Raw genomic sequence first — 25330 nt, forward strand, 5'->3', positions numbered from 1 at the left:
CCCCGGCCGCTTTAGTGGCTGGGGCTTTAAGATTCAAGTAGGGCGGGCTCCTCTGGAAGCCGCCCTTTTTTGTGCAAGAGCATTATGCAAAGCAGCAGCAACCTATTTCCTGTCGCCCTGATCAGCGCCGAGCGTCGCGGCGATCTGAGCGAAGATGTCTATCGTTTGAAACCTGGCAACAGCCCTGACGGCACCGTCGAACTGGCTGTGACGCGTCTTGGCATGGCTGATGAATCGTCCGTGCGTGGCGTGCCGGTGATTTTGTTGCACGGCAGCTTTTCCAATCGCCGGTTCTGGTTCTCGCCGAAAGGACTTGGGCTGGGCGCCTACCTGACGCGCCTGGGATTCGATGTCTGGATTCCCGAAATGCGCGGTCACGGCCTGTCCCAGCGTAATCAGAACTACCGCAAGAACCGTGTTGCCGACTACGCCCGTTACGATCTGCCGGCCATTGGCGCGTTCGTACGCGAGCAGAGTGGTCAGGTCCCGCACTGGATCGGTCACTCGCTGGGCGGCATCACATTGGCGGCGGCACTGGGTGGTGAATACATCGGCGAGCCTGTCGTGGCGTCGGCGGCGTTCTTCGGCACGCAGGTCAGTCGCACCTACTGGCCGTTGAAAATTCCACCGGTGGAGTGGAGCGGGCGCTTCATTCTCAAGCGTTTCGCCCAACTGTCCGGTTCACGGCTCAAGCGTGGCCCGGAGGACGAGCCGATTGGCCTGGCCCTGGAAAGCATGCGTTGGTATGGCCTGTTCGGGCGCTTCGGCGATTCGGAGAAGGACTGGTGGGCGGGATTGGCCGACGTTCAATTACCGGTGCTGGCCGTGAGTGCCGCTGGCGATCACCAGGATCCGGCATGGGCGTGCCGCAAGTTGTTCGATCAAATGGGTTCCGAACACAAGCAATTCATCAACCTTGGCCGCGAGCAGGGCTTTGGCGATAATTTCGGTCACGTGGAAATGCTCGTCAGCAAAGCCGCCCAAACTGAAGTCTGGCCGTTGGTAGCGCGCTGGCTGGCTGATCAGCAAACGCCTTTACTGGGAGAAAAGCCGGATTTGGCCACGGCAATCTGAGCCTGATGCTCTAACAAGGGCATTTCGCTCTGTTCGGCTTGAGGCTAAGATATGACGCATTGAGCTGTTCCGGTCACTTTGCGACACACTCGATTGTCTTCCTCTCTACAGGAGTTTCTCGATGAACCATTACCTCACGCCTGACCTGTGCGACGCCTACCCGGAGCTGGTGCAGGTGCTGGAACCGATGTTCAGCAATTTCGGCGGCCGTGATTCTTTCGGCGGCGAAATCGTGACCATCAAGTGCTTCGAAGACAACTCGCTGGTCAAGGAACAAGCCGAGCTCAAGGGCAATGGCAAGGTGCTGGTGGTCGACGGTGGCGGTTCCCTGCGTCGTGCCCTGCTGGGCGACATGATCGCCGAGAAAGCCGCGAACAACGGCTGGGAAGGGCTGGTGATCTATGGTTGCATCCGTGACGTCGACGTCATTGCGCAAACCGACCTGGGGGTTCAGGCACTGGCGAGCCATCCCATGAAGACCGACAAGCGTGGTGTCGGCGATCTCAACGTGGCGGTGACCTTTGCGGGCGTGACCTTCCATCCAGGCCATTACATCTACGCGGACAACAACGGCGTGATCATCTCGCCAAGCCCGCTGAAGATGCCTGAATAAAGCGCAAGACCAACAAAGGGGTGAGGATGTTCGAGGAAGAAAACGCGCAGTGGGGGCTGGTGCATGCCCTGGTGCTGGATGGTAAAGGCGGTGCGCGTTCGATAGCCCGGACTGAACTCGATGACTTGCAGCTACAGGCCCATGAAAGCCTGTGGCTGCACTGGGATCGCAGTCACCCGCAAACCCAGACCTGGCTGCGCAAATCCAGCGGTCTGAGTGAATTCAGCTGTGACCTGCTGCTCGAAGAGAACACCCGTCCGCGCCTTCTGCCGCTGCCGGACTCCGAACTCCTGCTGTTTCTGCGCGGGGTCAACCTGAACCCGGGCGCAGAACCGGAAGACATGGTCTCGGTGCGTATCTTCGCCTCAGCCCAGCGTGTGATTTCCCTTCGCCTGCGTCCATTGCGCGCCACTGATGAGTTGCTGGTGACGCTGGCCGAAGGCAAAGGGCCGAAAACCGCCTCCGAACTCATCCTTTATATGGCTCAGTACCTCACCCACAAGGTGCAGGATCTGGTCAGTTGCCTCTCGGAAGTGGTCGATGAGGAAGAAGAAAAACTGGATGCCGACGAACGGTATACACCCGAGCACGGCGCCATTTTGCAGATCCGTCGACGGGCTGCTGCACTGAAACGTTTCCTTGCTCCGCAGCGGGAAATTTTCGGACAGCTGACGCGGATAAAACTGCCCTGGTTCGTCGAAGACGATGGCGATTACTGGAACGAATTGAACAACAGCCTGACCCGATATCTTGAGGAGCTGGAATTGACCCGGGAGCGGGTGGGGCTGGTCCTCGAGGCTGAAGACCGACGTTTGAGCGTGCGCATGAATCGCACGATGTACCGCTTCGGGATCATCACCGGGATCTTTTTGCCGATGAGTTTTCTGACCGGTCTTCTGGGCATCAACGTCGGTGGAATTCCATTCTCCGCCAGCCCTTATGGGTTCCTGATCGCGTGCCTGATGATGGTTTCGGTAGCGCTCGGACAGTGGTGGTTATTTAGACGTTTGCGCTGGGTGTGACGATGAGCCATGTGACCCGGGCAAATTTGACCGCGTCTTTCACAGACATCACGAGAGGTGCGTATGCACGATCCGTTTGAACAGTCTTTGCGCGACATGCTGAACGCCTCGCCGTCCACCCGTGACGACGATGCGTGCCTTGGGCGTGTCCTGAAAACCGCCAACCGCCAGGTCGGCGCTGGCGATCTGTTCAGCCTGCTGGGCCGCTGGTTGCCCGCGCTGATGATTGCCCTCAATAACGGCTCGGCCCACGTCTCGCCGGTATCCCGCCACCGTAAACCTACCGTTCGCACCGCTGATAAGGCTGATTGAATATGGAACTTGATCTCTGGACACAGAGCCTCGTCACTGCAATGACTGCGTTATGGACCAAGGTGGCCAATTTCATCCCGAACCTGTTCGGCGCGCTGGTTGTGCTGCTGTTGGGTTTCGTCGTTGCGAAACTTTTGGATACTTTGCTGTCGAAGTTGCTCGCCAAGCTGGGCCTTGATCGTCTGATGGGCGGCACCGGTCTGACTAAATTGCTGTCCCGGGCCGGCTTGCAAGTGCCGATCTCGACCCTGATCGGAAAGATTGTCTATTGGTTCGTTCTGCTGATTTTTCTGGTTTCTGCCGCAGAGTCCCTTGGACTTGAGCGAGTTTCGGCTACGCTTGACATGCTTGCGCTGTATTTGCCGAAAGTATTTGGCGCCGCGCTGGTGCTGCTGGTGGGTGTGTTGCTGGCGCAACTGGCCAATGGGCTGGTGCGTGGTGCCGCAGAGGGCGTAGGGCTGGATTACGCTGCGGGACTTGGGCGAATTGCCCAGGGGCTGGTAATTATCATCAGTATTTCGGTCGCGATCAGCCAGTTGGAGGTCAAGACTGACCTGCTCAACCACGTGATTGTGATCGTTTTGATTACCGTTGGTCTGGCAGTTGCGCTGGCCATGGGATTGGGAAGCCGGGAAATTGCCGGTCAGATTCTTGCGGGAATCTATGTGCGTGAGTTGTATCAGGTTGGGCAACAAGTGCGTGTTGGCGAGGTCGAAGGTCAGATCGAAGAGATCGGCACGGTTAAAACCACATTGCTGACCGATGAGGGTGAGCTAGTCTCTCTCTCCAATCGGATCCTCCTGGAGCAGCATGTGAGTAGCCGCTAACCCGGCAAACCCTGCTAATGTATGCCGCCGCAAAGTGCCCTGTAAGGGCTGCGGCGGACATTGACCTGACTGTCGGCCCGACTTGTTTTGAATAAAGCTCAATCGCTCTCCACGCGCTACGACCCCCGCGAGCTCTCTGATGAGGAGTTGGTCGCGCGCTCGCATACCGAGCTGTTTCACGTAACACGCGCCTATGAAGAACTGATGCGGCGTTACCAACGAACATTATTTAACGTCTGCGCACGATATCTGGGGAACGATCGCGACGCGGACGATGTCTGTCAGGAAGTGATGTTGAAGGTGTTGTATGGCCTGAAGAACTTCGAGGGAAAATCGAAGTTCAAAACGTGGCTCTACAGCATCACGTACAACGAATGCATCACACAGTATCGGAAGGAACGGCGAAAGCGTCGCTTGATGGACGCTTTGAGTCTGGACCCCCTCGAGGAAGCGTCTGAAGAAAAGACGCCGAAACCCGAGGATAAGGGTGGACTTGATCGCTGGCTGGTGTATGTGAACCCGATTGACCGTGAAATTCTGGTGCTACGATTTGTCGCAGAGCTGGAGTTTCAGGAGATCGCAGACATCATGCACATGGGTTTGAGTGCAACAAAAATGCGGTACAAACGCGCTCTAGACAAATTGCGTGAGAAATTTGCAGGCATTGCTGAAACTTAGTTCGGCGCAAATATCTCTTACGTGTAGGCAAGTTCTGATAGACTTGCCGCCGAGTTGTCCCCCGGTTTGCGGGACTGCTTCACAATCACCAGATGGGGATTTAACGGATGAAACTGAAAAACACCTTGGGCTTGGCCATTGGTTCTTTGATTGCCGCCACTTCGTTCGGCGCTCTGGCACAAGGCCAAGGCGCAGTTGAAATCGAAGGCTTCGCTAAGAAAGAACAATTCGACAGCGCTCGTAACTTCAAGAACAACGGCAACCTGTTCGGCGGCTCGATCGGTTACTTCTTGACCGACGACGTTGAACTGCGTCTGGGCTACGACGAAGTGCACAACGTTCGTTCCGACGACGGTCGTAACATCAAGGGCGCTAACACCGCTCTGGACGCTCTGTACCACTTCAACAACCCAGGTGACATGCTGCGTCCTTACGTCTCTGCCGGTTTCTCGGACCAGAGCATCGACCAGAATGGCAGCAACGGCCGCAACCGTTCGACCTTCGCCAACGTTGGCGGCGGTGCCAAGCTGTACTTCACTGACAACTTCTATGCCCGTGCTGGCGTTGAAGCTCAGTACAACATCGACCAAGGCGACACCGAGTGGGCTCCAAGCGTCGGTATCGGTGTGAACTTCGGTGGCGGCTCCAAGCCTGCTGCTGCTCCAGTTCCAGCACCAGCTGAAGTCTGCTCCGACAGCGACAACGATGGCGTTTGCGACAACGTTGACAAGTGCCCGGACACCCCAGCCAACGTAACTGTTGACGCTGATGGCTGCCCAGCAGTTGCTGAAGTTGTTCGTGTTGAACTGGACGTGAAATTCGACTTCGACAAGTCGGTAGTCAAGCCTAACAGCTACGGCGACATCAAAAACCTCGCTGATTTCATGAAACAGTACCCATCCACCACCACTACTGTTGAAGGTCACACTGACTCCGTCGGTCCTGACGCTTACAACCAGAAACTGTCCGAGCGTCGTGCAAACGCCGTTAAGCAAGTTCTGACCAACCAGTACGGTGTTGAATCGACCCGCGTTCAGTCTGTTGGCTACGGCGAATCCCGCCCAGTTGCTGACAACAAAACTGAAGCTGGCCGCGCTGTAAACCGTCGCGTAGAAGCGCAGGTTGAAGCTCAAGCTAAGTAATTAGCCCGCAGCTCTGAGAAAAGCCCGGCTTAGGCCGGGCTTTTCTTTGTCTGCGATTTGGTGAGGGGCGAGCCGTCAGGCGCGTTGATATCCAGCATTGATGTCGACGGACAAGTCCGCTTCGCGAGCAGACTCGTTCCCACAGTAAAGCGCAGAGCGGGCTGCTACCGCGCCAATGACCAGGATCGCCGGGCTTTTCAATTCGAATGCTGAGGCATCCTGTTCCATGGCCGTCAAATTGCTCCGACATTCCCGTTGGTGCGCCAGGGACGCGTTTTCAATCATCGCTACCGGCATATCCGCCGCCATCCCCCCGGCCAGCAGCTGCTCGCGGATCTCGCTCAGCTTCGCCACGCCCATATAAATCACCAGCGTCGTGCCGCCCTGGGCCAGGGCCTGCCAGTTCAGGCTGCTGCCGTCCTGAGTGTGGGCGGTGACCAGCGTCACGCCACGGGCAACGCCTCTGAGGGTCAGCGGAATATCGCATTGCGTCGCACCCGCCAGCCCGGCAGTGATGCCGTTGACCAGTTCGACCTCAACGCCGTGCTCGCGCAACCACTGTGCCTCTTCACCGCCGCGACCGAAGATGCACGGATCGCCGCCCTTGAGCCGTACCACGCATTTGCCGTGGCGGGCATAACGCAGCATCAGACGATGAATGAAGGCTTGAGGCGTGGAACGACAGCCGCCGCGTTTGCCCACAGGAATGATCCGCGCGCCGGGGCAATGCTCCAGCACCGCGTCATTGACCAGATCGTCGATCAGCACCACATCTGCTTCTCTCAACGCCCGAACAGCCTTGAGGGTCAGCAATTCAGGGTCGCCGGGACCTGCACCCACCAGCCAGACTTTTGCGCTCATCGTATTTTCCTCTCGCGATAACGGCGATCGGCTGCGCAGTGGCAGCCAGTAGACGCTTGATTTCAGGTACACAGGAGCCGCATTGCGTGCCGCAGCCCAATTCTTGTTTCAGGCCCTGCAAGTCCAGGCCACGGCTGATGCCGGCGCAGACCGCGCGTTGACTGACGTTCTTGCAGTTGCAAAGGGTTTTGGTGCCCGCTGCCGCCGTGCCCGCGTTACCCGGCTGCGCGCTCAGTGGTGCCAGCAGCCAACGGCGCAGTTGTTCGTCGACGCGTCCCTCAAGCCAGAGGTTTTGCAGCCAGTGTTGGGCGAGTGTTTCGCCGGCCAGGCGAATCGCGGTGATCCGACCGTTCTCGATCCGCACGCGTTTGCCGATGGAGCGTCGTGGGTCGTCGTAGGCCAGTACGGGACCGTCGTTGAGCGCCAGGCACTGATCGATGTCACGCAGCAGTTGCGGATCAGGCGCGGTGGCGCTGGCAGCGCGTATCAGCAGCGCAGGGCGTTCACGGCCGACCAGGCTGAGGCTGGCGTAGGAAAACGCCTCGCAGAGCGGTCGTAGCGTCTCAAAATGTTGTTGAACATTTCCTTCGACCAGGGCGAACAGCTGCCACGGCAACTGCACCGGCTCAAGTCGCACGCCGCTGTGTTTGAGTTCCGGTTGTTTTGACAGCGGATCGAAAGCGGGCAGGGTGAGGGTGTTCACGCCGCCCTTGAGGAAACGGTCACCAAAATGCATGGGCAGAAAGGCCTGGCCAGGCTGCACGCTGTCGTCGCTGGCGACCGGCACGATTACCGCGCCGCGCCGACTTTTCAGGCTGATCAGATCGCCGGGTTGCAGACGATGCCGACGCATTTCATCCGGATGCAGGCTCAACACGGCCTCGCTGACATGCCCGAACAGCTGCGCGGCGGTGCCGGTGCGGCTCATGCCGTGCCATTGATCGCGCAAGCGACCGGTGATCAGCGTCAGCGGGAAGTGTGCGTCGCGTTGTTCCCTGGCCGCGCGATACGGATCGGCCACAAACTGAGCACGTCCGCTGGCGGTCGGGAAAATACCGTCGAGATACAGGCGTGCAGTGCCTTCGCTGGCGCCAGAGGGGAAAGGCCATTGCTGTGGGCCGAGGCGGTCGATCAGCGCATGACTGATGCCGGACAAGTCCAGATCACGCCCGCGGGTCAGGTGTTTGTATTCGTCGAAGACCTGCGCCGGCGTTTCAAAGGCAAACAGGCTGTTTTGCCCGGGGCGCAGCTGTTTTTCCAGGCGTTGTGCGAAATCCACCGTGATCGCCCAGTCGGAACGCGCTTCACCCGGTGCGACGATGGCCCGGCGAACGTGGGAAATGCGCCGTTCGGAGTTGGTCACCGTGCCGTCCTTTTCGCCCCAACTGGCGGCAGGCAACAGCAGGTCGGCGAACGCGGCGGTTTCGGTGGTGCGAAAGGCTTCCTGCAACACCACGAACGGGCAGGCCTCCAGGGCAGCGCGCACGGCGGTCTGGTCCGGCAACGATTGGGCCGGGTTGGTGCAGGCGATCCACAGGGCTTTGATTTTTCCGCTGCGAACCTGTTCAAACAACTCGATCGCGGTAAGCCCGGCATTTTCCGGAAGTTGATCAACGCCCCAATAGGCCGCCACTTCCGCGCGATGCTCGGCATTGGCCGCTTCGCGATGGCCCGGCAGCAGGTTCGACAGGCTGCCGGTTTCCCGTCCACCCATGGCATTTGGCTGACCGGTCAGGGAGAACGGTCCTGCGCCGGGACGGCCGATTTGCCCGGTGGCCAGGTGCAGATTGATCAGTGCGCTGTTTTTGGCGCTACCGGCGGTGGACTGGTTCAATCCCATGCACCACAGCGACAGAAAACTCGGGGAGGTGCCGACCCATCTGGCGCATTCCTGTAATTGCTCTATCTCGATCCCACACAGCTGCGACACCATTGACGGCGTGTAATCGCGTACAAGATTGGTCAGTTCGGCCAAACCTTCGGTATGAGCCTGGATGAAATCGCGGTCGACCCAGTCTTCGCACAGCAGCAGCAGGTGCAAAATCCCATGGAACAAGGCGACATCGGTCCCGGGAAGAATCGCCAGGTGCAGGTCGGCCAAATCGCAGGTGTCGGTACGACGGGGGTCAATGACGATGACTTTCATCTGCGGGCGGCGGGACCGGGCTTCTTCCAGGCGACGAAACAGTACCGGGTGGGCGTAGGCCATGTTGCTGCCGACGATCATCACGCAGTCGCTCAGTTCCAGGTCTTCGTAGCTGCATGGCGGCGCATCGGCCCCGAGGCTGCGCTTGTAGCCGACCACTGCGGATGACATGCACAGCCGCGAATTGCTGTCGATGTTGTTGGTGCCCACCAGCGCTCGCGCCAGTTTGTTGAAGGCGTAATAGTCCTCGGTCAGCAACTGCCCGGAAATGTAGAACGCCACGCTGTCCGGGCCGTGTTCGGCGATGGTTCGGGCAAAGACATTGGCCGCGTGGTCGAGGGCGGTGTCCCAGTCGGTGCGGCTGCGGGCCAGGCCTTTGCCCAGGCGCAGTTCGGGGTACAACGCTCGCGCGGTCAAGTCGCCCGTCAGGTGCAAGGTCGACCCCTTGCTGCACAGCTTGCCGAAGTTCGCCGGGTGGCTCGGATCGCCGCTGACGCCGAGAATGCGCTCGCCGTCATGCTCGATCAGCACGCCGCAGCCGACCCCACAGTAGCAGCAGGTGGAAGCGGTAATCTGGTTCATCAGCTTGCTTCCCTGCCGGAGTGTCCTGCGTCGCCGATGGCCTGTTCCATGAACGAAGCGTCGCCGAACATCAGGTGATCGCGGATCTCGTCGATGTCGTGATTTTCACGAATCTGCCGGAAATACCACCCGCCATCGGCCGTGTCGCCGTACAGACAGGCGCCGACCAGCACGTCATCCTTGATCACCAGTTTTTTGTAGACCCCACCGATCGGGTCGGAGAGGGTGATGGTTTCGGTACCTTCGCCGCCCATGAAGTCGCCGGCGGAGAACAGGTCGATGCCTGTGACTTTCAATTTGGTCGAGGTCACCGAGCCTTTGTAGGTGGCGAAGCCCAGTTGCGCGAGGTGGTTGGCGCAGACCTTGGCTTGCTCGAACAGCGGCGCGACCAGGCCGTAGGCGGTTCCGCGGTGGCTGGCGCATTCGCCGATGGCGTAGATCCGTGGGTCATAGGTTTGCAGGGTGTCATTGACCAGAATCCCGCGATGGCAGGGGATGCCGGATTTTTCCGCCAGTTCGGTGCTTGGGCGGATGCCGGCGGCCATGACCACCAGGTCGGCGGGGATGATGTCGCCATTCTTGAATTCAACCGAGCCGACCCGGCCGTTGCCGGCATCGTGCAGGGCCTGGGTCTGTTCGCTCAGACGAAAATGCAGGCCGCGGGCTTCCAGGGCGGTTTGCAGGAGTTCGCCACTGGTTTTGTCCAGCTGCCGCTCCAGCAGCCACTCGCCGATGTGCACCACGGTGACGTGCATGCCGCGCAGCATCAGACCGTTTGCAGCTTCCAGGCCGAGCAGACCGCCACCGATCACCACTGCGTGCTTGTGAGTTTTCGCGGTGTTGATCATGGCCTGGGTGTCGGCGATGTCGCGATAGCCGATCACACCCTGCAAAGCGTTGCCGGGGATCGGCAGGATGAACGGGGTCGAGCCGGTCGCGATCAGCAGGCGATCGTATTCCGCCTCGGTGCCGTCGTCGGCGATCACGCGGCGTTTGACCCGGTCGATCTCCACTACTTTGCGGTTGAGCAGCAACTTGATGTTGTTGTCCAGGTACCAGTCGAGATCGTTCAGTACGATCTCGTCGAAGGTCTGTTCACCGGCCAGTACCGGGGACAGCAGGATGCGGTTGTAGTTGGTATGGGGTTCGGCGCCGAAGACCGTGATGTCGTACAGCTCGTTGCTCAACTTGAGCAGTTCTTCCAGGGTACGAACCCCGGCCATGCCGTTGCCGATCATCACCAGTTTTAGTTTTTTCATCAGGTTCTCCGGGGAGCTCGGACCCGCCTCATCAGGGCTGTCAGGTCTTGCTCGACATATTTTGCGCAAACAAAAAAAGGCGTCCCGCTAGTTGCCTAGCGAGGACGCCTTTGTCCTGGTCCCGTTCTCTCGGGAAGCACACCCTTCATCGTTGAAGGCTGGGCTTTATGTCTGTTGGGAGAGGTAATGCAGTGGTTGTGCCAAGTCGTCAGAACCCGGGTTTAGAGCGGGAAATAACAGTTTTGAGTCAAAGCGTCCGATTTATTGCACCGAATCAAAGCGCGTTGCCCATTAATGGAGCGAGTTGCTGATGGGGCAGGCGGGGCTGTCAGTCCGCCATCGCGAGCAGGCTCGCTCCCACAATGGTCTCCCGGACACTGGAGATCCCCTGTGGGAGCGAGCCTGCTCGCGATGGGCACGACGCGGAATCAGCCATGAAACAGCAAAACCAGCAGCACCAGATTCACCACCAACATCACCAGCGCCAGTGTCCGCCAGACCTTCAACGGCTCGCGCTCCAGCAGCGGTCTGGGCCGCACACTCAAACTGCGTCGCTCTCCCTGCTCCAGCAACAGCAACCACTCTTCCGCCGTTTCAAACCGTTGACCCGGATCCGCCGCGACCGCGCGCTCCAGGCTTTGCGCGATCCAGTCCGGCAGGTCTGGGCGGTAACGGCTGGGGCTGACGGGCACGCCAAAGCGTGGACGCTGGAAGGCTTCGATTTCGCCGTAGGGATAATGCCCGGTCAGCAGGAAATACAGGGTGACACCGACTGCGTACAGATCCTGTTGCGGTGTCGGTGCCTCACCGGCAAAGGCTTCCGGCGCGATATAGCTCGGCGTGCCGGGCAAGGTCGTGGGTTGATCTTCTGACAGACCGGGGCAGTAGGCGAGGCCGAAATCCAGCAAGCGCAATTCACCGTCGTCGCCCAGCAACAGGTTCTCCGGTTTGATGTCGCGATGAAGAATCTGCCGGCGATGCAGCATGCCGACGGCCTTGAGCAGACGCTCGGCCAGATCCTGCCATTGCGCCAGCGGCAGCGCGGCAACCCGTTCGTGCAACTGCGCCAGAGTGGAACCGGAATACTCGCGCATCACGTAATACAAATGCTGACGCTGACTGGCGGCATGAACTTCAGGGAAATGCCGTCCGGCCACGCGCTTGAGAAACCATTCCTCCGACAGCAAAGCCTGACCGGCGAGGTGATCGTCGCGCAGTGCGCCGGGCAAGGTTTTCAGCAGCCAGGGGTGTTGTTGGCTGTCGCGAACCCGATAAAGCAGCGACTGCTGGCTCTGGCCGAGCATCCCTTCGACCTGCCAGCCCTCGAACATCTGGCCCGGTTTCAATGCGGGTGGCAGTGGCCATTGCTGCAGATGAATCAGCGCATCGCCAATGCTCGTCTCACCGAGGGCATCGACTCGCACCAACAGGGCGCTGGCATTGTCCTGACTGCCCGCCAGGTGCGCTGCGCTGACCAGGGTTTGCGCCGCGCTGTGCAGGTCCGGTTGGTCGCGCAGAATCGCCGCAATGGCGGTGTCGCCCAGCACCGCCCAGATGCCGTCGCTGAGCAGCACAAAGCTCTCATCGAGGCGAAGTTCACCGTCAAGAAAATCCAGGACCAGATGCTGATCGAGCCCCAGCGCTCGCTTGAGCACATGCTGCATGCCCGGCTGGTCCCAGACGTGATCTTCGCTGACCCGCTGCAAGGTGTCGGCGTGCCAGCGATACACCCGGCAATCGCCGACATGGGCCAAGGTAAAACGCCTGCCGCGCATGACCAAAGCACTGACAGTGGTGAGCAATGGTTGCCCACCGCCATTGGCCTGCAACCAGCGATTTTGCGCCAGCAGCAGGCGATCCAGCGCTTGCGCGACACCCCAGGTTTCCGGGGTGGCGTAATAGTCCAGCGCCAGGGCCTGCAAGGTCGAACGGGCGGCGAGACCGCCGTCGGCGCACTGGCTGACCCCGTCGGCGATGGCGAACAGGTAACCCTTGCTTGCCGCCAGCGCCGGGGCCGGAGTGACCAGGCGCAGGGCGTCCTGGTTTTCCTCGCGAGGGCCGATGGCGCTCGCTTCGGCAAAACTCAATTGCAGGCTCATTGCGGTCTCAGACCCGGGCAGCGGTCACAGCGGCCGAACCCCAGGTGGTTCTCCAGCGACGTTTCACCCCGTGCAGGCCGAACCAGGCGAGCACGCCAAGGCTGGCGAACAACCACAGGGCCATTTGATAACTGCCAGTGCTTTGCTTGATCGCGCCCATGCCCGCTGCCAGTGCGAAACCGCCGATGCCGCCGGCCATGCCGATCAAGCCGGTCATTACACCGATTTCCCGACGAAAACGTTGCGGGACCAATTGGAAGACCGCGCCGTTACCCGCACCCAAACCGAGCATGGTGCAGACGAAAAGTGCCAGCGCTGCATAGGAACTCGGCAGGTTGAAACCCACCGCCGCGATGCAGATCGCTGCGACTGTGTACATCCCCAGCAACGTGCGAATCCCGCCGAATCGGTCGGCCAGCGCGCCGCCTAATGGGCGCATCAGGCTGCCACCGAACACGCAAGCTGCGGTGTAGTAGCCGGCGGTGACCGGGCTCAGGCCGTATTGGTCGTTGAAATAGCCGGGCAGGGCGCTGGCCAGGCCGATGAAGCCACCGAAGGTCACGCTGTAGAAAAACATGAACCACCAACTGTCGCGGTCGCCCAAGGCCTTGAAGTAGTCGGACATGGACTTGGCTTTCGGCCGTTCAGGGGCGTTTTTGGCCAGCCAGGCGAACACGATGATGGTCAGGATCAGCGGGATCAGGGCGAAACCGAACACGTTGCTCCAGCCGAAGGCGGCCGCCAGCACCGGGGCGATCAATGCGGCAAGCACGGTGCCCGAGTTGCCGGCCCCGGCGATGCCCATGGCCTTGCCTTGGTGTTGCGGCGGATACCATTGCGAGGCCAGCGGCAGGGCGACGGCGAAGGATGCGCCGGCCACACCGAGAAACAAGCCCAATAGCAGCGCTTGTTCGTAACTGTGGATGCCGTGTTTCCAGGCAACGAACAGGGCGCAGATGACGATCACCTGGCCGATCAGGCCAGCGGTCTTGGGCGACAGGCGATCAGCCAGCAAGCCCATCAAAAAGCGCAGTATGGCCCCGGCGAGAATCGGCGTGGCCACCACCAGCCCGCGTTGCTGGGTGGTCAGTTGCAGGTCGGTGGCGATCTGCACCGCCAGTGGGCCGAGCAGGTACCAGACCATGAAACTCAGGTCGAAATAGAGGAAGGCCGCGAACAATGTCGGGGTATGGCCAGATTTCCAGAAGCTTGAATTCATCGCGCACCTCAGCTGTAGGGAGTCTCGAGAAGGAGTCAGAAGCTTGCAGGTGGGGCGCCGCCTCGGCCGCACCACCGGCCCCGATCTCTGGGGCCAAAACGAAAAAACGCCGCCACCCGATTCGCCGTGGGCAAATGAGGTGAGCGACGTCTTTGTCGTAGGTGGGGCAACCGCCGTTGGTTACCTGTATGGATTACTTAGCGAGATCTGTGCCAACACCTTGATGACGCGTTGCGGCCATTCACGGGCAAGCCTCGCTCCTACAGGTTTTGTGGTGAGTTCAGATGTCGTGGGCACCTGTAGGAGCGAGGCTTGCCCGCGAAGGCGTCTTCACAGACTTCGCAAGGCTTCAGCCGAGCAATTCACTCATGGCAATAATCTGCTCCGCCACCTGAATCAGTTTCTGCTGCCGACTCATGGCCTGGCGGCGCATGAGGGTGTAAGCCTCTTCCTCGTTGCAGTCCTTCATCTTCATCAACAGCCCCTTGGCCAGCTCGATGCGCTTGCGCTCGGCCAGTTGCTGGTCGCGGGCGTTGAGCTGGGCGCGCAGGGCCTGGTCGCTTTCAAAGCGCGCCATGGCCACGTCGAGAATCGGCTGCAAGCGTTGTGCATGAATGCCTTCGACGATGTAGGCACTGACCCCGGACTTGATTGCCTGACGCATCACATCGGGGTCATGTTCATCGGTAAACATCACAATCGGTCGCGGTTGGTCGCGGCTCACGAGCACCACTTGCTCCATCACATCGCGGCTGGGTGACTCGGTATCGATCAAAATCACATCCGGACGCACCGTTTCGACGCGCGCGGGCAGGTCGATGGTCAGGCCGGATTCGTCGATCACCTCGAACCCGGCTTCGGTCAGGGCTGCTTTCAGGCGACCGACTTTCTTCGCGGTGTCGTTGATCAGCAGGATACGCAACATATTCGCAGTCTCCTGTCAGCGGCTGGCGATTCGGTGCGAGCTTTCGCTCATGGCGTGCAGCTTGAAACTGCGGGCATAGCCGGTCGGGTCGGAGCCATCCCAGACTTTGCCGTCGATCAATTGGCTGCTGCGCATGTCCTCACCCTCGGCGGCAACACCGACTGCGCTGGCGGCCTCACGGTACAAGTCTAGTTGCTGGACCTCACGGGCCACGCCGAGGTAATCCGGGTCGTCGCGCAACAAGCCCCAGCGGCGGAACTGGGTCATGAACCACATGCCATCGGACAAGTACGGCACGTTGACCTCACCGCCCGCATGGAAACGCAGCGCGTGCGGGTCCTGCCAGCGATTGCCGAGGCCATCGGCGTAGTCGCCAAGCAAGCGCGGTTCGATGCAATCGAGCGGTGCATCAAGGTATTCGGGCGCGCTCAACAGCTTCGCGGTGCTGCGGCGGTTTTCGCTGCCGTCTTCGATGAAACGGCTGGCTTCGAGGATCGCCATCACCAACGCCCGGGCGGTGTTGGGGTACTGCTCGACAAAGGCGCGAGTGCAGCCGAGGACTTTTTCCGGGTGATCGGGCCAGATGGTCTGGGTCGTTGCCATGGTGAACCCCAGATTCTGCTTCACCGCGCTGGCGGACCACGGTTCGCCGACGCAGAAGCCGTCGATGCGTCCGGCTTGCAGGTGCGCGACCATCTGTGGCGGTGGCACCACCACGCTGTCGACGTCCTGCAACGGATGAATGCCCTGACTCGCGAGCCAGTAATACAGCCACATGGCGTGGGTGCCTGTCGGAAATGTCTGGGCAAAGGTCAGTTTTGGGCGACTTTGGTGCACGTGCCGGTCCAGTGCTTCAGGACTGGTCACCCCCAAGGCCTGCAAGCCATGAGAAAGGTTGATGCTCTGGCCGTTCTGGTTCAGGCCCATGAGCACCGCCATGTCGGTCGGCGCCACGCCGCCGATGCCCAGGTGCACGGCGTAGATCAGGCCGTACAGGCTGTGGGCGGCGTCGAGTTCGCCGCTGACCAGTTTGTCCCGCAGGTTGGCCCAGGACGACTGGCGCTTGAGGTTCAGGGTCAGGCCGTAAGGCTGCGCGAAACCCTGCGTGGCCGCGACCACCACTGAGGCACAGTCACTCAGGGCCATGAAGCCGAGGTTGATCTCAGTCTTTTCCGGGGCATCGCTGCCATTGACCCAGGCCAGTGGGCCCGCTGTGGTTTCATTCATGGTTAAACACCTTCCAAAAAAAAGCGTCGTACCGGGCTGCTTGCCAGGGCAAGGCCAAGTGACGACGCCTTTGTCTTTCGACTCATCCCGCCGTTGGCATGAGTGCTGATGTCAGTGAGGGTGCAAGGCATATGCCATCGTCCGCTGATTTTGTTGCGCGCCTCGCTTGCGGCACCGATGCCCGGCTATAATCGCCGCCTCATTTCGCCGCCATTCGAGTCAAAACCGCCCATGTACACCCTGGCCCGTCAGCTGTTGTTCAAACTTTCCCCGGAAACCTCCCACGATCTGTCCCTGGACCTGATCGGCGCGGGCGGGCGTTTGGGCCTCAACAGTCTGCTGTGCAAGGCGCCGGCGAAAATGCCGGTGAGCGTCATGGGCCTGGAGTTTCCGAACCCGGTCGGTTTGGCGGCCGGTCTGGACAAGAACGGTGCGGCCATCGACGGGTTTGCCCAGCTGGGTTTCGGCTTTGTCGAAATCGGCACCATCACCCCGCGTCCGCAGCCGGGTAACCCCAAGCCACGGATTTTCCGTCTGCCGGACGCCGAGGCGATCATCAACCGCATGGGGTTCAACAACCTCGGCGTCGATCACCTGCTGGCACGCGTGGCGGCGGCCAAGTACAAGGGCGTGCTGGGCATCAACATCGGCAAGAACTTCGATACACCGGTTGAGCGTGCGGTCGACGATTATCTGATCTGCCTGGACAAGGTCTACGCCCACGCCAGTTACGTGACGGTCAACGTCAGCTCGCCGAACACCCCGGGCCTGCGCAGCCTGCAATTCGGCGATTCGCTCAAGCAATTGCTGGCTGATCTGGCGACCCGTCGCGCGGAACTGGCCCTGCGCCACGGTAAACATGTACCGCTGGCGATCAAGATCGCGCCGGACATGACCGATGAAGAAACCGCTCAGGTCGCGCAAGCGCTGATCGAAACCGGGATGGACGCAGTGATTGCCACCAACACCACCCTGAGCCGTGTGGGCGTTGAAGGCATGGAGCATGGTGATGAGGCGGGCGGTCTGTCCGGCGCACCGGTTCGCGACAAGAGCACCCATACCGTGAAGGTGCTGGCGGCGGAACTGGCGGGTCGCTTGCCAATCATCGCCGTGGGCGGCATCACCGAAGGCAAGCATGCGGCTGAGAAAATCACTGCGGGTGCTAGCCTGGTGCAGCTCTATTCCGGCTTCATCTACAAAGGCCCGGCGCTGATTCGCGAGTCCGTCGACGCCATCGCGGCGCTGCGCTGAAGGGCTGAGCAGGTCCTGGCGCTGAGGTTTTCTGTGGCGAGGGAGCTTGCTCCCGCTCGGCTGCGAAGCAGTCGTAAACCCCGCAACCGCGTTTTACCTGACACTCCGAGTTGTGACTGGTTCTGGGGCCGCTTCGCAGCCCTGCGGGAGCAAGCACCCTCGCCACAAAAGCAGTGTTCAGATTCCAGGTAATTGGCGGGCATAAAAAAGGGCTCCTCGAAGGAGCCCCTGGGCCGGAGCCCGCCGCCCGGATGGGGCGTGCGTGGTAAGTCGTTACGTAATCAGATTGTCGTGTCGGAGTGTTGTGCCCTGTGTTAGCCGACGGCGTGAAGTTCGTTGAGTCTGTGGATTCCCGCAGTGCCGGTCATACCGTCCCAGTTGTCGCCGCGTCCTTCTCGCCAGCCGTTAATCCAGGCTTGGCGTACCGACGGTAGAGTAAATGGGCAAAGCTCACGGGATTTGCCACCAACGCCATATTGATATCCGCGCAAAAATGCTCTTTCCAACGGATCACGCTTAAGTCTTCTCATAGGGTGTTGCCCTCACTTGTTGACTGTATTTATCGCGTCGACCTCAATTGAGGTCTGGCAGAAAAACTCCTGCCGTTGGGGCTCGCTGCCGGCGTCGCGAGCCAAGGTGTTGACGTCGTTGCGGCGTCAACCTGTGTTGAGTTCTAACCAATGCGTCACATCGAGGGAATGATCGTTTTGTCATAAGAACGTAACCATAAAGATGCTAAGGCCATAAGTAACTCGATGTTTGTCCCGTGTTTCTTGGTCAAAGCCCTGTATGATCGGCCCCCCACAGAATGATGGAGTTAATCCTTTGTGAGAATGGCTCCTGTTAAGCAGGACGATTATTCGACGAAGGGTCGACTTATGACATTTTGTTGCATCAACTTTTTTATCTGCCTGTGCATCTAAGCTCTTCTAACCTGAGCAGCACAGGTGGGACGGCACACCTTCGTGCCACGCGGGCGCTCTTTTAGAAAAGCGCCTGATTGAAAACCGGGCCGGCAATGCGTTGCCGGTTCACTTAGCTAAAGGCTCTGAGATTCCAATGTCCGATCAATTCGAAATCTTCCTCACTTGTCCCAAAGGCCTTGAAGGCCTGCTGATCGAGGAAGCCGTCGGGCTTGGCCTTGAAGAAGCACGTGAGCACACCTCTGCCGTGCGCGGCATGGCCACCATGGAAACCGCTTATCGCCTGTGCCTGTGGTCGCGTCTGGCGAACCGGGTGCTGCTGGTGCTCAAGCGTTTCCCGATGAAGGACGCCGAAGACCTGTACCACGGCGTACTCGACATCGAGTGGCAAGACCACATGCTCAATGACGGCACCCTGGCCGTCGAGTTCAGCGGCCACGGCTCGGGCATCGACAATACGCACTTCGGCGCCCTGAAAGTCAAAGACGCCATCGTCGACAAACTGCGCACTCCGCAGGGCGATCGTCCGTCCATCGACAAGCTCAACCCGGACCTGCGCATTCACCTGCGCCTGGACCGTGGCGAAGCGATTCTCTCCCTCGACCTCTCAGGTCACAGCCTGCACCAGCGCGGTTATCGTTTGCAGCAGGGCGCGGCGCCGCTGAAGGAAAACCTCGCGGCCGCGATCCTGATCCGTTCCGGCTGGCCACGCATTGCGGCCGAAGGCGGCGCACTGGCTGACCCGATGTGCGGTGTTGGTACGTTCCTCGTCGAAGCGGCGATGATCGCCGCCGACATGGCGCCGAACCTGCGTCGCGAACAGTGGGGCTTCACCGCCTGGCTCGGCCACGTGCCGGCGCTGTGGAAAAAGCTCCACGAAGAAGCCACCGAACGCGCCGCCGCCGGCCTGGCCAAGCCACCGCTGTGGATTCGCGGTTACGAAGCCGATCCGCGCCTGATTCAACCGGGCCGCAACAACGTCGAACGTGCGGGCCTTAGCGAGTGGATCAAGATCTACCAGGGCGAAGTCGGCACGTTCGAGCCACGTCCGGACCAGAACCAGAAAGGTCTGGTGATCTGCAACCCGCCATACGGCGAGCGTCTGGGCGACGAGGCGAGCCTGCTCTACCTCTACCAGAACCTTGGCGAGCGTCTGCGTCAGGCCTGCCTGAACTGGGAAGCGGCGGTGTTCACCGGCGCGCCGGACCTGGGCAAGCGCATGGGCATCCGCAGCCACAAACAGTATTCGTTCTGGAACGGCGCCTTGCCGTGCAAATTGCTGCTGATCAAAGTCACGCCGGACCAGTTCGTCACCGGCGAGCGTCGCACCCCGGAACAGCGTCAGGTCGAGCGTGAACAAGTTCAAGCCGAAGTCGAAGTCGCCGACAACGACGTAGCGCCGGGCAAATACGAGAAGTACAACAAGAACGGCAACCCGATCAAACCGGCCCCGGTAGTGATCGAGCAACCGCGCTTGAGCGAAGGCGGGCAGATGTTCGCCAACCGCCTGCAAAAGAACCTCAAGGCGTTGGGCAAGTGGGTCAAGCGCGAGGGCATTGATTGCTACCGCGTCTACGATGCCGACATGCCGGAATATTCCATGGCCATCGACCTGTATCACGATTGGGTCCACGTCCAGGAATACGCCGCGCCGAAGTCCATCGACCCGGAAAAAGCCTCGGCGCGCATGTTCGATGCCCTGGCGGCGATTCCGCAGGCCCTGAACATCGACAAGAGCCGCGTGGTGGTCAAGCGCCGCGAGCGTCAGAGCGGCACCAAGCAATACGAACGCCAAGCGGCCCAGGGCAAGTTTGTCGAGGTTAACGAAGGCGGCGTGAAGCTGCTGGTCAACCTCACCGACTACCTCGACACCGGACTGTTCCTCGACCACCGCCCAATGCGTATGCGCATCCAGAAAGAGGCGGCCGGCAAGCGCTTCCTCAACCTGTATTGCTACACCGCGACCGCCAGCGTTCACGCGGCCAAGGGCGGCGCGCGCAGCACTACCAGCGTCGACCTGTCGAAAACCTACCTGGACTGGGCGCGTCGCAACTTGTCACTGAACGGTTTCTCCGACAAGAACCGTCTGGAGCAGGGTGACGTGATGGCGTGGCTCGATGCCTGCCGAGACGAGTACGACCTGATCTTCATCGACCCGCCGACGTTCTCCAACTCCAAGCGCATGGAAGGGATCTTCGACGTGCAGCGCGATCAGGTGCAGTTGATCGACCTGGCCATGGCGCGCCTGGCGCCCGGTGGCGTGTTGTACTTCTCCAACAACTTCCGCAAGTTCACGCTCGAGGAAAACCTCAGCGCGCGTTATGCCGTTGAAGAAATCACCGCCCAGACCATCGATCCGGATTTCGCCCGTAATGGCAAGATCCACCGAGCCTGGAAAATCACGGCTCGTTGACACTTGCAGGGATTGGATCCACAGAGCCTTGATTTTAAAGGCTCTTGGCTTCTTTCTGTGCTGGTCAAATTGATGGCTAATAGCTATAACTCAACGCATGGCCAATGGGCTTTCCCGCACCTGGCGTTTTGAGTTGCGTTTATGTCGTTGCACGCCGTGCGCCCCAAGATCCTGGGTTTTATCAGTGAAGATGTCTCGGCCTGGCTGGTCGCGCTGCTGGTATTGCTCGTCGGTGGGGTTCTCACTGGATTGCTGGCCTGGTCGACGCTGAATCTGTATCACCATCAATTACGGCAACGTTTCCAACTGCTCGCCAGCGAACGTTACAGCCGCATCGAAGAACGTTTCGAAGATCAGGAGCAGCGCCTCGACGGCCTGCGCCGGTTCTTCGCCAATTCCGAGTCAGTCTCCCGCGCGGAGTTCGACGGTTACACCCAACCGCTGCTGCACCGCACGCAGGCGTATTCATTCGCGGCGCGGGTCACCCGTGCCGAGCGGGCGGCGTTCGAGCGCAAGGTGCGTGAAGAAGACGGTTTGAGCGACTTCACTCTGCGTGAGCTCAATGCCGAGGGCCAGCTGCAATTGGCTGCCGAGCGGGATGAATACGTGGCGGTGCGCTACAGCCAGACCCGAAGCCGACTCGGCTCGCCGCTGGGGTACGACTTGTTTGCCCAGCCGTTACGCCGCGCCACCCTTGATCGGGCGGACAAACTGGGCAGCATGGCCGTCTCGCAGCCGATGCATCTGGTCGGCATCGAGCCGGCGTATGCGCGTGGCGTGCTGCTGGTGGCGCCGGTGAAGCGTCAGCGCGATGCGGCGACGGCGGACATGAAACCCTACGGATATGTCATGGCCGTGATCAGCATGCGCCAGTTGCTGGCGGACGGGTTGCCGGAGGCCAGTTATGACTATCTCTCGGTACGCATCCTCGATCTGTCCACCGACGATCAGCACGAAGTGCTTTACGAGTCCTCTAACCCGCCTGCGCCCAGTGAATTGTCCGCGACACGCCTGTTGCGTATGGCCGACCACGATTATCAAGTCGATATCCTGCCCAGCGAAGCCTTTCTGAAAGCCAACCATTCCTCGGTGACCAGCCTGGTGGTGCTCGGTGGCTTGCTCAGTGTGCTGCTCAGTGCGTTGCTCTACGTGCTGGTCAGCCAACGCCAGCGCGCACTGAAAATGGTCGAGCAGCGCACCCAGGAGCTGCACGCCCGCGAGCAGGAATTGCGCGGCACTCACGGCCAGTTGCGCGGCGTGCTGGATGCTGCGACGCAAGTGGCGATCATCGCCACCGACCTGCGAGGTGTCATCAACACCTTCAACGCCGGGGCCGAGCAAATGCTGGGGTACTCCAGCGCTGAAGTGGTGGGGCGCATGACCCTGGAAAACCTTCACTTTCCCCGAGAGCTGGTCGCACGCTCGGCGGAATTGAGTGCGCGCTATGGCAAGCCGATTCCGACCTGCCAGGCGATGTTGGTCGAAGGTGGAGAAGAGGGCGGTCATGAAGCGCGGGAGTGGACGCTGGTCCGTCAGGACGGCAGCCATTTGACCGTGAACATGCTCGCGACCCCGGTGCTCGACGAGCAAGGCCTGTGGGTCGGGCATCTGGCGATCTGCATCGACATCACCGAACGCAAGCGTGTCCACGAGGCCCTGGCCGCCCGAGACCTGTTGCTGAAAAAGCTCAGCGCCCATGTGCCCGGTGGCATTTATCAATTCAAGATGGAATTCGACGGCCGATTCAGTGTGATCTACGCCAGCGACGGGATTCGCGAGATCTATGAACTCGAGCCGGACGTTTTGCTGCTCAATGCCGAAGCGATTTTCACGCGGATTCATCCCCAGGACACAACCCGCGTTCGCGACTCGATACGCGCATCGGCGAATACGCTCAGCCCGTGGCGCGAGGAGTACCGGGTACAACTGCCGCAGCGCGGTCTGCGCTGGGTTCGCGGCGAGGCGACCCCGGAGGAACTGCCGGGCGGCGGCGTGCTCTGGCATGGCTATATCTCGGACATTTCCGACCTGAAACGGGTGGAAGAAGAACTGCGGGCGCTGTCGATCACCGACTCCCTGACCGGAATTCACAACCGCCGTTACTTTCAAGAGCGCCTGACCACCGAAATGGCTCGGGTCGAGCGCGGGGGTGGCGAGTTGTCGGTGATCATGCTCGACATCGACCACTTCAAGCGCATCAATGACCAGCATGGCCACGCCGTGGGTGATCGGGTGTTGCAGGCCGTGTGCGAGCGCATCGGCCATCGTCTGCGACGTACCGACGTGTTCTGCCGCCTGGGTGGCGAGGAATTCATGGTGCTGTGCCCGGACATCGGCGGCGAACAGGCTCACGTGCTGGCCTTGCAACTGTGGCAAGCCTTGCGCAGTTCACCGATCGAAGGCGTCGGGGTCGTGACCGCGAGTTTCGGGATCGCCAGTTGGCGAGTCGGGGAGGGCGCGGATGCGCTGTTGCTGCGGGCGGATTCTGGGGTTTATGCGGCGAAGCAGGCGGGACGGGATCGCGTTGAAGCAGAGATGAACTAAGCCTTCATGCTGACCCCTGTGGGCGTGAGCCTGCTCGCGATGGCGGTCTGTCAGTCACATCATTGCTGGATGTGCCGAGGTCATCGCGAGCAGGCTCGTTCCTGCATTGGATCTGTGGTGTCGTGTAGATCGGGGTCAGAGCACCGAAGCCGTTTCCGGCACTTTCGGCTGGCGATACAGGTCCAGCAGCACCTGATCCAGCACCGACGATGCGCCAAACGGGGCCTTGTCGTTGAGGATCGCCACCACCGCCCAGGTGTTGCCGTTGACGTCACGGCTGTAACCGGAGATCGCGCGCACGGTGTTCAGGGTGCCGGTCTTGACGTGAGCTTCGCCGCGCATCGCCGTGGTTTTCAGGCGTTTACGCATGGTGCCGTCGGTGCCAGCAATCGGCATCGAGCTGATGAACTCGGCGGAGTAGGGACTGCGCCACGCGGCTTGCAGCATCGCCGCCATTTCACGAGCGCTCACGCGTTCGGCGCGAGACAGGCCGGAGCCGTTCTCCATCACCAGGTGCGGCGCGGTGATGCCTTTCTTCGCCAGCCACTGACGCACCACACGCTGGGCAGCCCTAGCGTCGTCACCGTCGGCGTCGGTGCGGAATTTCTGGCCCAGGCTCAGGAACAACTGCTGAGCCATGGTGTTGTTGCTGTATTTGTTGATGTCGCGAATGATTTCCGCCAGATCCGGCGAGTAGGCCCGGGCCAGCACCTTGGCGTTGCTCGGCGTTGGCGCCAGACGATCCCTGCCCTGGATGCTGCCACCCAGTTCTTTCCAGATCGCCCGCACGGCACCCGCGGTATAGGTGGCGTGGTCAAGCAGCGACAGATAAGTCTGCGAGCTGCAGCCTTCGCCCAACTGACCGCCGACCGTCACAGTCACGCTGCCATCGGCCTGGGTCACCGGGTTGTAACGCACGCCACCGGTACATTGCTTGGAATTGACTGCTTTGACCTGGTTTTCAACTTTGATGCTGGCAATCGGCGGTTCCACCGACACCAGGACCCGGCCATTGTCGTTGCGTGCCACGAAGCGCAAGGCCTTGAGGTTGACCATCAGCGAATCAGGCTTGACCAGGAACGGCTTGTTGTCGTCATTGCCATCGTCGTTGAACTCAGGCAGTTGCGGTTGCACGAAGAAGCCACGATCCAACACCAGGTCGCCGGTGATTTGCGTCACGCCGTTGGCGCGCAAATCACGCATCAGCAGCCAGAGCTTTTCCATGTTCAGTTTCGGATCGCCGCCACCCTTGAGGTAGAGGTTGCCGTTGAGGATGCCGCCGCTGAGGGTGCCGTCGGTGTAGAACTCGGTTTTCCACTGATGGTTCGGGCCGAGCATTTCCAGCGCCGCATAGGTGGTTACCAGCTTCATGGTCGAGGCCGGGTTGACCGAAACGTCAGCGTTGTAAATGGTCGGTGTACCCGGGCCGTTCAGCGGGATCATCACCAGCGACAGGGCGTTGTCCGGAAGCTTGCTGGCCTTCAGGGCCTTTTCTACGTTGGGTGACAGACCGGTGTTGATGGTGGCGGCGGAAACGGAGAAGGCCAGAGGAAGAAGGAAGCCGGCCAGTAACAAGGGACGCAAAGATTTGATCATGTGAAATTGAACCCTGCATTCGAGGGGAAAAAAGGCGAGGGCATGAAGATAAATTCCCTCAGTGGTCATGAAAGTGTCGGCATTATGCCCCAAGGTGCAACGGCTTGTGCCTTGCCGTGGCCTTCTAATCCGCAATTTTTTTACCGACGGTCAGCGACGCGCCCCAGAGAGTCGGGCAATTAGCGGCTTAAACTGCTAAAGTGCCGCCCGTTATTACTTATGAGGATTGTTCCAATGGCGACTAACCGTTCCCAGCGTCTGCGCAAAAAACTGTGCGTCGATGAATTTCAAGAGCTGGGTTTCGAACTGAACCTGGATTTCAAAGAAGATTTGGCTGATGAAGCCATTGATGCTTTCCTCGACGCGTTCCTGAAAGAAGCCATGGAAGCCAACGGTCTGGGTTATGTTGGCGGCGACGACTTCGGTCTGGTTTGCCTGCAGAAGCGTGGCTCGGTGTCCGAAGAGCAGCGCGCTGCTGTTGAAGCCTGGCTCAAGGGCCGCAGCGAACTGACCGAAGCAACCGTCAGCCCGCTGATCGACGTCTGGTACCCGGAAAAGCCGATCAATCCGGTAGCTTGATGTCATGAAAAACGGCGACCCAAGGGTCGCCGTTTTTT

Annotated in this window: 18 protein-coding genes and 2 pseudogenes; 11 read left to right on the plus strand and 9 right to left on the minus strand. The window is 60.2% G+C overall.

Features of this window, described 5'->3' with window-relative positions; all coding sequences use genetic code 11:
* Positions 1-84 precede the first annotated feature (84 nt).
* From AB4N91_RS06290 to AB4N91_RS06320, 7 genes are all read left to right on the plus strand, one after another.
* Positions 85-1074 (plus strand): alpha/beta fold hydrolase, encoded by a 990-nt coding sequence (locus tag AB4N91_RS06290; RefSeq protein ID WP_460112190.1) that lies wholly within the window; start codon positions 85-87, stop codon positions 1072-1074.
* Between the two features lie 121 nt (positions 1075-1195).
* Entirely contained in the window at positions 1196-1687 is a 492-nt protein-coding gene (gene rraA / locus AB4N91_RS06295; protein ID WP_077748195.1) for a ribonuclease E activity regulator RraA, read from the plus strand.
* A 26-nt stretch (positions 1688-1713) separates the two neighbouring features.
* Positions 1714-2709, plus strand: coding sequence for a zinc transporter ZntB (locus AB4N91_RS06300; RefSeq protein WP_083376059.1), 996 nt, complete (start codon positions 1714-1716; stop codon positions 2707-2709).
* Positions 2710-2772: 63 nt separating this feature from the next.
* Positions 2773-3021: a hypothetical protein gene (locus AB4N91_RS06305; protein ID WP_007944521.1), complete on the plus strand. Its 249-nt coding sequence runs from the start codon at positions 2773-2775 to the stop codon at positions 3019-3021.
* A gap of 2 nt (positions 3022-3023) precedes the next feature.
* Positions 3024-3848, plus strand: coding sequence for a mechanosensitive ion channel family protein (locus AB4N91_RS06310; protein ID WP_008027407.1), 825 nt, complete (start codon positions 3024-3026; stop codon positions 3846-3848).
* An 87-nt stretch (positions 3849-3935) separates the two neighbouring features.
* Positions 3936-4526, plus strand: a complete 591-nt coding sequence (gene sigX / locus AB4N91_RS06315; RefSeq protein WP_010456518.1) for an RNA polymerase sigma factor SigX — start codon at positions 3936-3938, stop codon at positions 4524-4526.
* Positions 4527-4633: 107 nt separating this feature from the next.
* The gene (locus AB4N91_RS06320) at positions 4634-5668 is read left to right on the plus strand and encodes an OmpA family protein (RefSeq protein ID WP_010456516.1); all 1035 of its coding nucleotides are present in this window, start codon (positions 4634-4636) and stop codon (positions 5666-5668) included.
* A gap of 75 nt (positions 5669-5743) precedes the next feature.
* Here AB4N91_RS06320 and cobA read toward each other — a convergent pair whose 3' ends face one another.
* From cobA to AB4N91_RS06355, 7 genes and pseudogenes are all read right to left on the minus strand, one after another.
* A complete protein-coding gene (gene cobA / locus AB4N91_RS06325) occupies positions 5744-6529 on the minus strand; it encodes a uroporphyrinogen-III C-methyltransferase (RefSeq protein ID WP_460112191.1) in 786 nt (261 codons plus the stop codon).
* Positions 6530-6542: 13 nt separating this feature from the next.
* Positions 6543-9257 (minus strand): annotated as a pseudogene (locus AB4N91_RS06330) (nitrate reductase); the annotation flags it as partial.
* 2 nt (positions 9258-9259) lie between these two features.
* Positions 9260-10516, minus strand: a pseudogene (locus AB4N91_RS06335) (NAD(P)/FAD-dependent oxidoreductase); the annotation flags it as partial.
* A gap of 428 nt (positions 10517-10944) precedes the next feature.
* Entirely contained in the window at positions 10945-12615 is a 1671-nt protein-coding gene (locus tag AB4N91_RS06340) for a bifunctional protein-serine/threonine kinase/phosphatase (RefSeq protein WP_077748199.1), read from the minus strand.
* A 7-nt stretch (positions 12616-12622) separates the two neighbouring features.
* On the minus strand, positions 12623-13834 hold the full coding sequence (locus tag AB4N91_RS06345; RefSeq protein WP_077748200.1) for a nitrate/nitrite transporter: 1212 nt from the start codon (positions 13832-13834) through the stop codon (positions 12623-12625).
* 349 nt (positions 13835-14183) lie between these two features.
* The gene (locus tag AB4N91_RS06350; RefSeq protein WP_008146285.1) at positions 14184-14759 is read right to left on the minus strand and encodes an ANTAR domain-containing response regulator; all 576 of its coding nucleotides are present in this window, start codon (positions 14757-14759) and stop codon (positions 14184-14186) included.
* Between the two features lie 15 nt (positions 14760-14774).
* Complete coding sequence (locus tag AB4N91_RS06355; RefSeq protein WP_010456499.1) at positions 14775-15986, minus strand: CmpA/NrtA family ABC transporter substrate-binding protein; 1212 nt, start codon at positions 15984-15986, stop codon at positions 14775-14777.
* Positions 15987-16217: 231 nt separating this feature from the next.
* Here AB4N91_RS06355 and AB4N91_RS06360 point away from each other — a divergent pair, with 231 nt between their 5' ends.
* The gene (locus AB4N91_RS06360; protein ID WP_458368786.1) at positions 16218-17237 is read left to right on the plus strand and encodes a quinone-dependent dihydroorotate dehydrogenase; all 1020 of its coding nucleotides are present in this window, start codon (positions 16218-16220) and stop codon (positions 17235-17237) included.
* 314 nt (positions 17238-17551) lie between these two features.
* On the opposite strand, the gene rmf is transcribed toward AB4N91_RS06360, so the two are convergent.
* Positions 17552-17767 (minus strand): ribosome modulation factor, encoded by a 216-nt coding sequence (gene rmf / locus AB4N91_RS06365; protein WP_003223300.1) that lies wholly within the window; start codon positions 17765-17767, stop codon positions 17552-17554.
* 529 nt (positions 17768-18296) lie between these two features.
* Between rmf and rlmKL the strand changes: the two genes are divergently transcribed.
* Positions 18297-20573, plus strand: coding sequence for a bifunctional 23S rRNA (guanine(2069)-N(7))-methyltransferase RlmK/23S rRNA (guanine(2445)-N(2))-methyltransferase RlmL (gene rlmKL, locus AB4N91_RS06370; RefSeq protein ID WP_010456487.1), 2277 nt, complete (start codon positions 18297-18299; stop codon positions 20571-20573).
* A 141-nt stretch (positions 20574-20714) separates the two neighbouring features.
* Positions 20715-23117 carry a sensor domain-containing diguanylate cyclase gene (locus AB4N91_RS06375; RefSeq protein WP_083376062.1) on the plus strand — a complete coding sequence of 801 codons (2403 nt, stop codon included), beginning with the start codon at positions 20715-20717 and terminating at the stop codon, positions 23115-23117.
* Between the two features lie 135 nt (positions 23118-23252).
* On the opposite strand, the gene dacB is transcribed toward AB4N91_RS06375, so the two are convergent.
* On the minus strand, positions 23253-24713 hold the full coding sequence (dacB, locus tag AB4N91_RS06380) for a D-alanyl-D-alanine carboxypeptidase/D-alanyl-D-alanine endopeptidase (protein WP_010456483.1): 1461 nt from the start codon (positions 24711-24713) through the stop codon (positions 23253-23255).
* A 234-nt stretch (positions 24714-24947) separates the two neighbouring features.
* On the opposite strand from dacB, the gene AB4N91_RS06385 reads away from it, so the two are divergent.
* A complete protein-coding gene (locus AB4N91_RS06385; protein WP_007896965.1) occupies positions 24948-25292 on the plus strand; it encodes a YggL family protein in 345 nt (114 codons plus the stop codon).
* Positions 25293-25330 lie beyond the last annotated feature (38 nt).

The organism is Pseudomonas sp. H3_D04 (assembly GCF_054669175.1).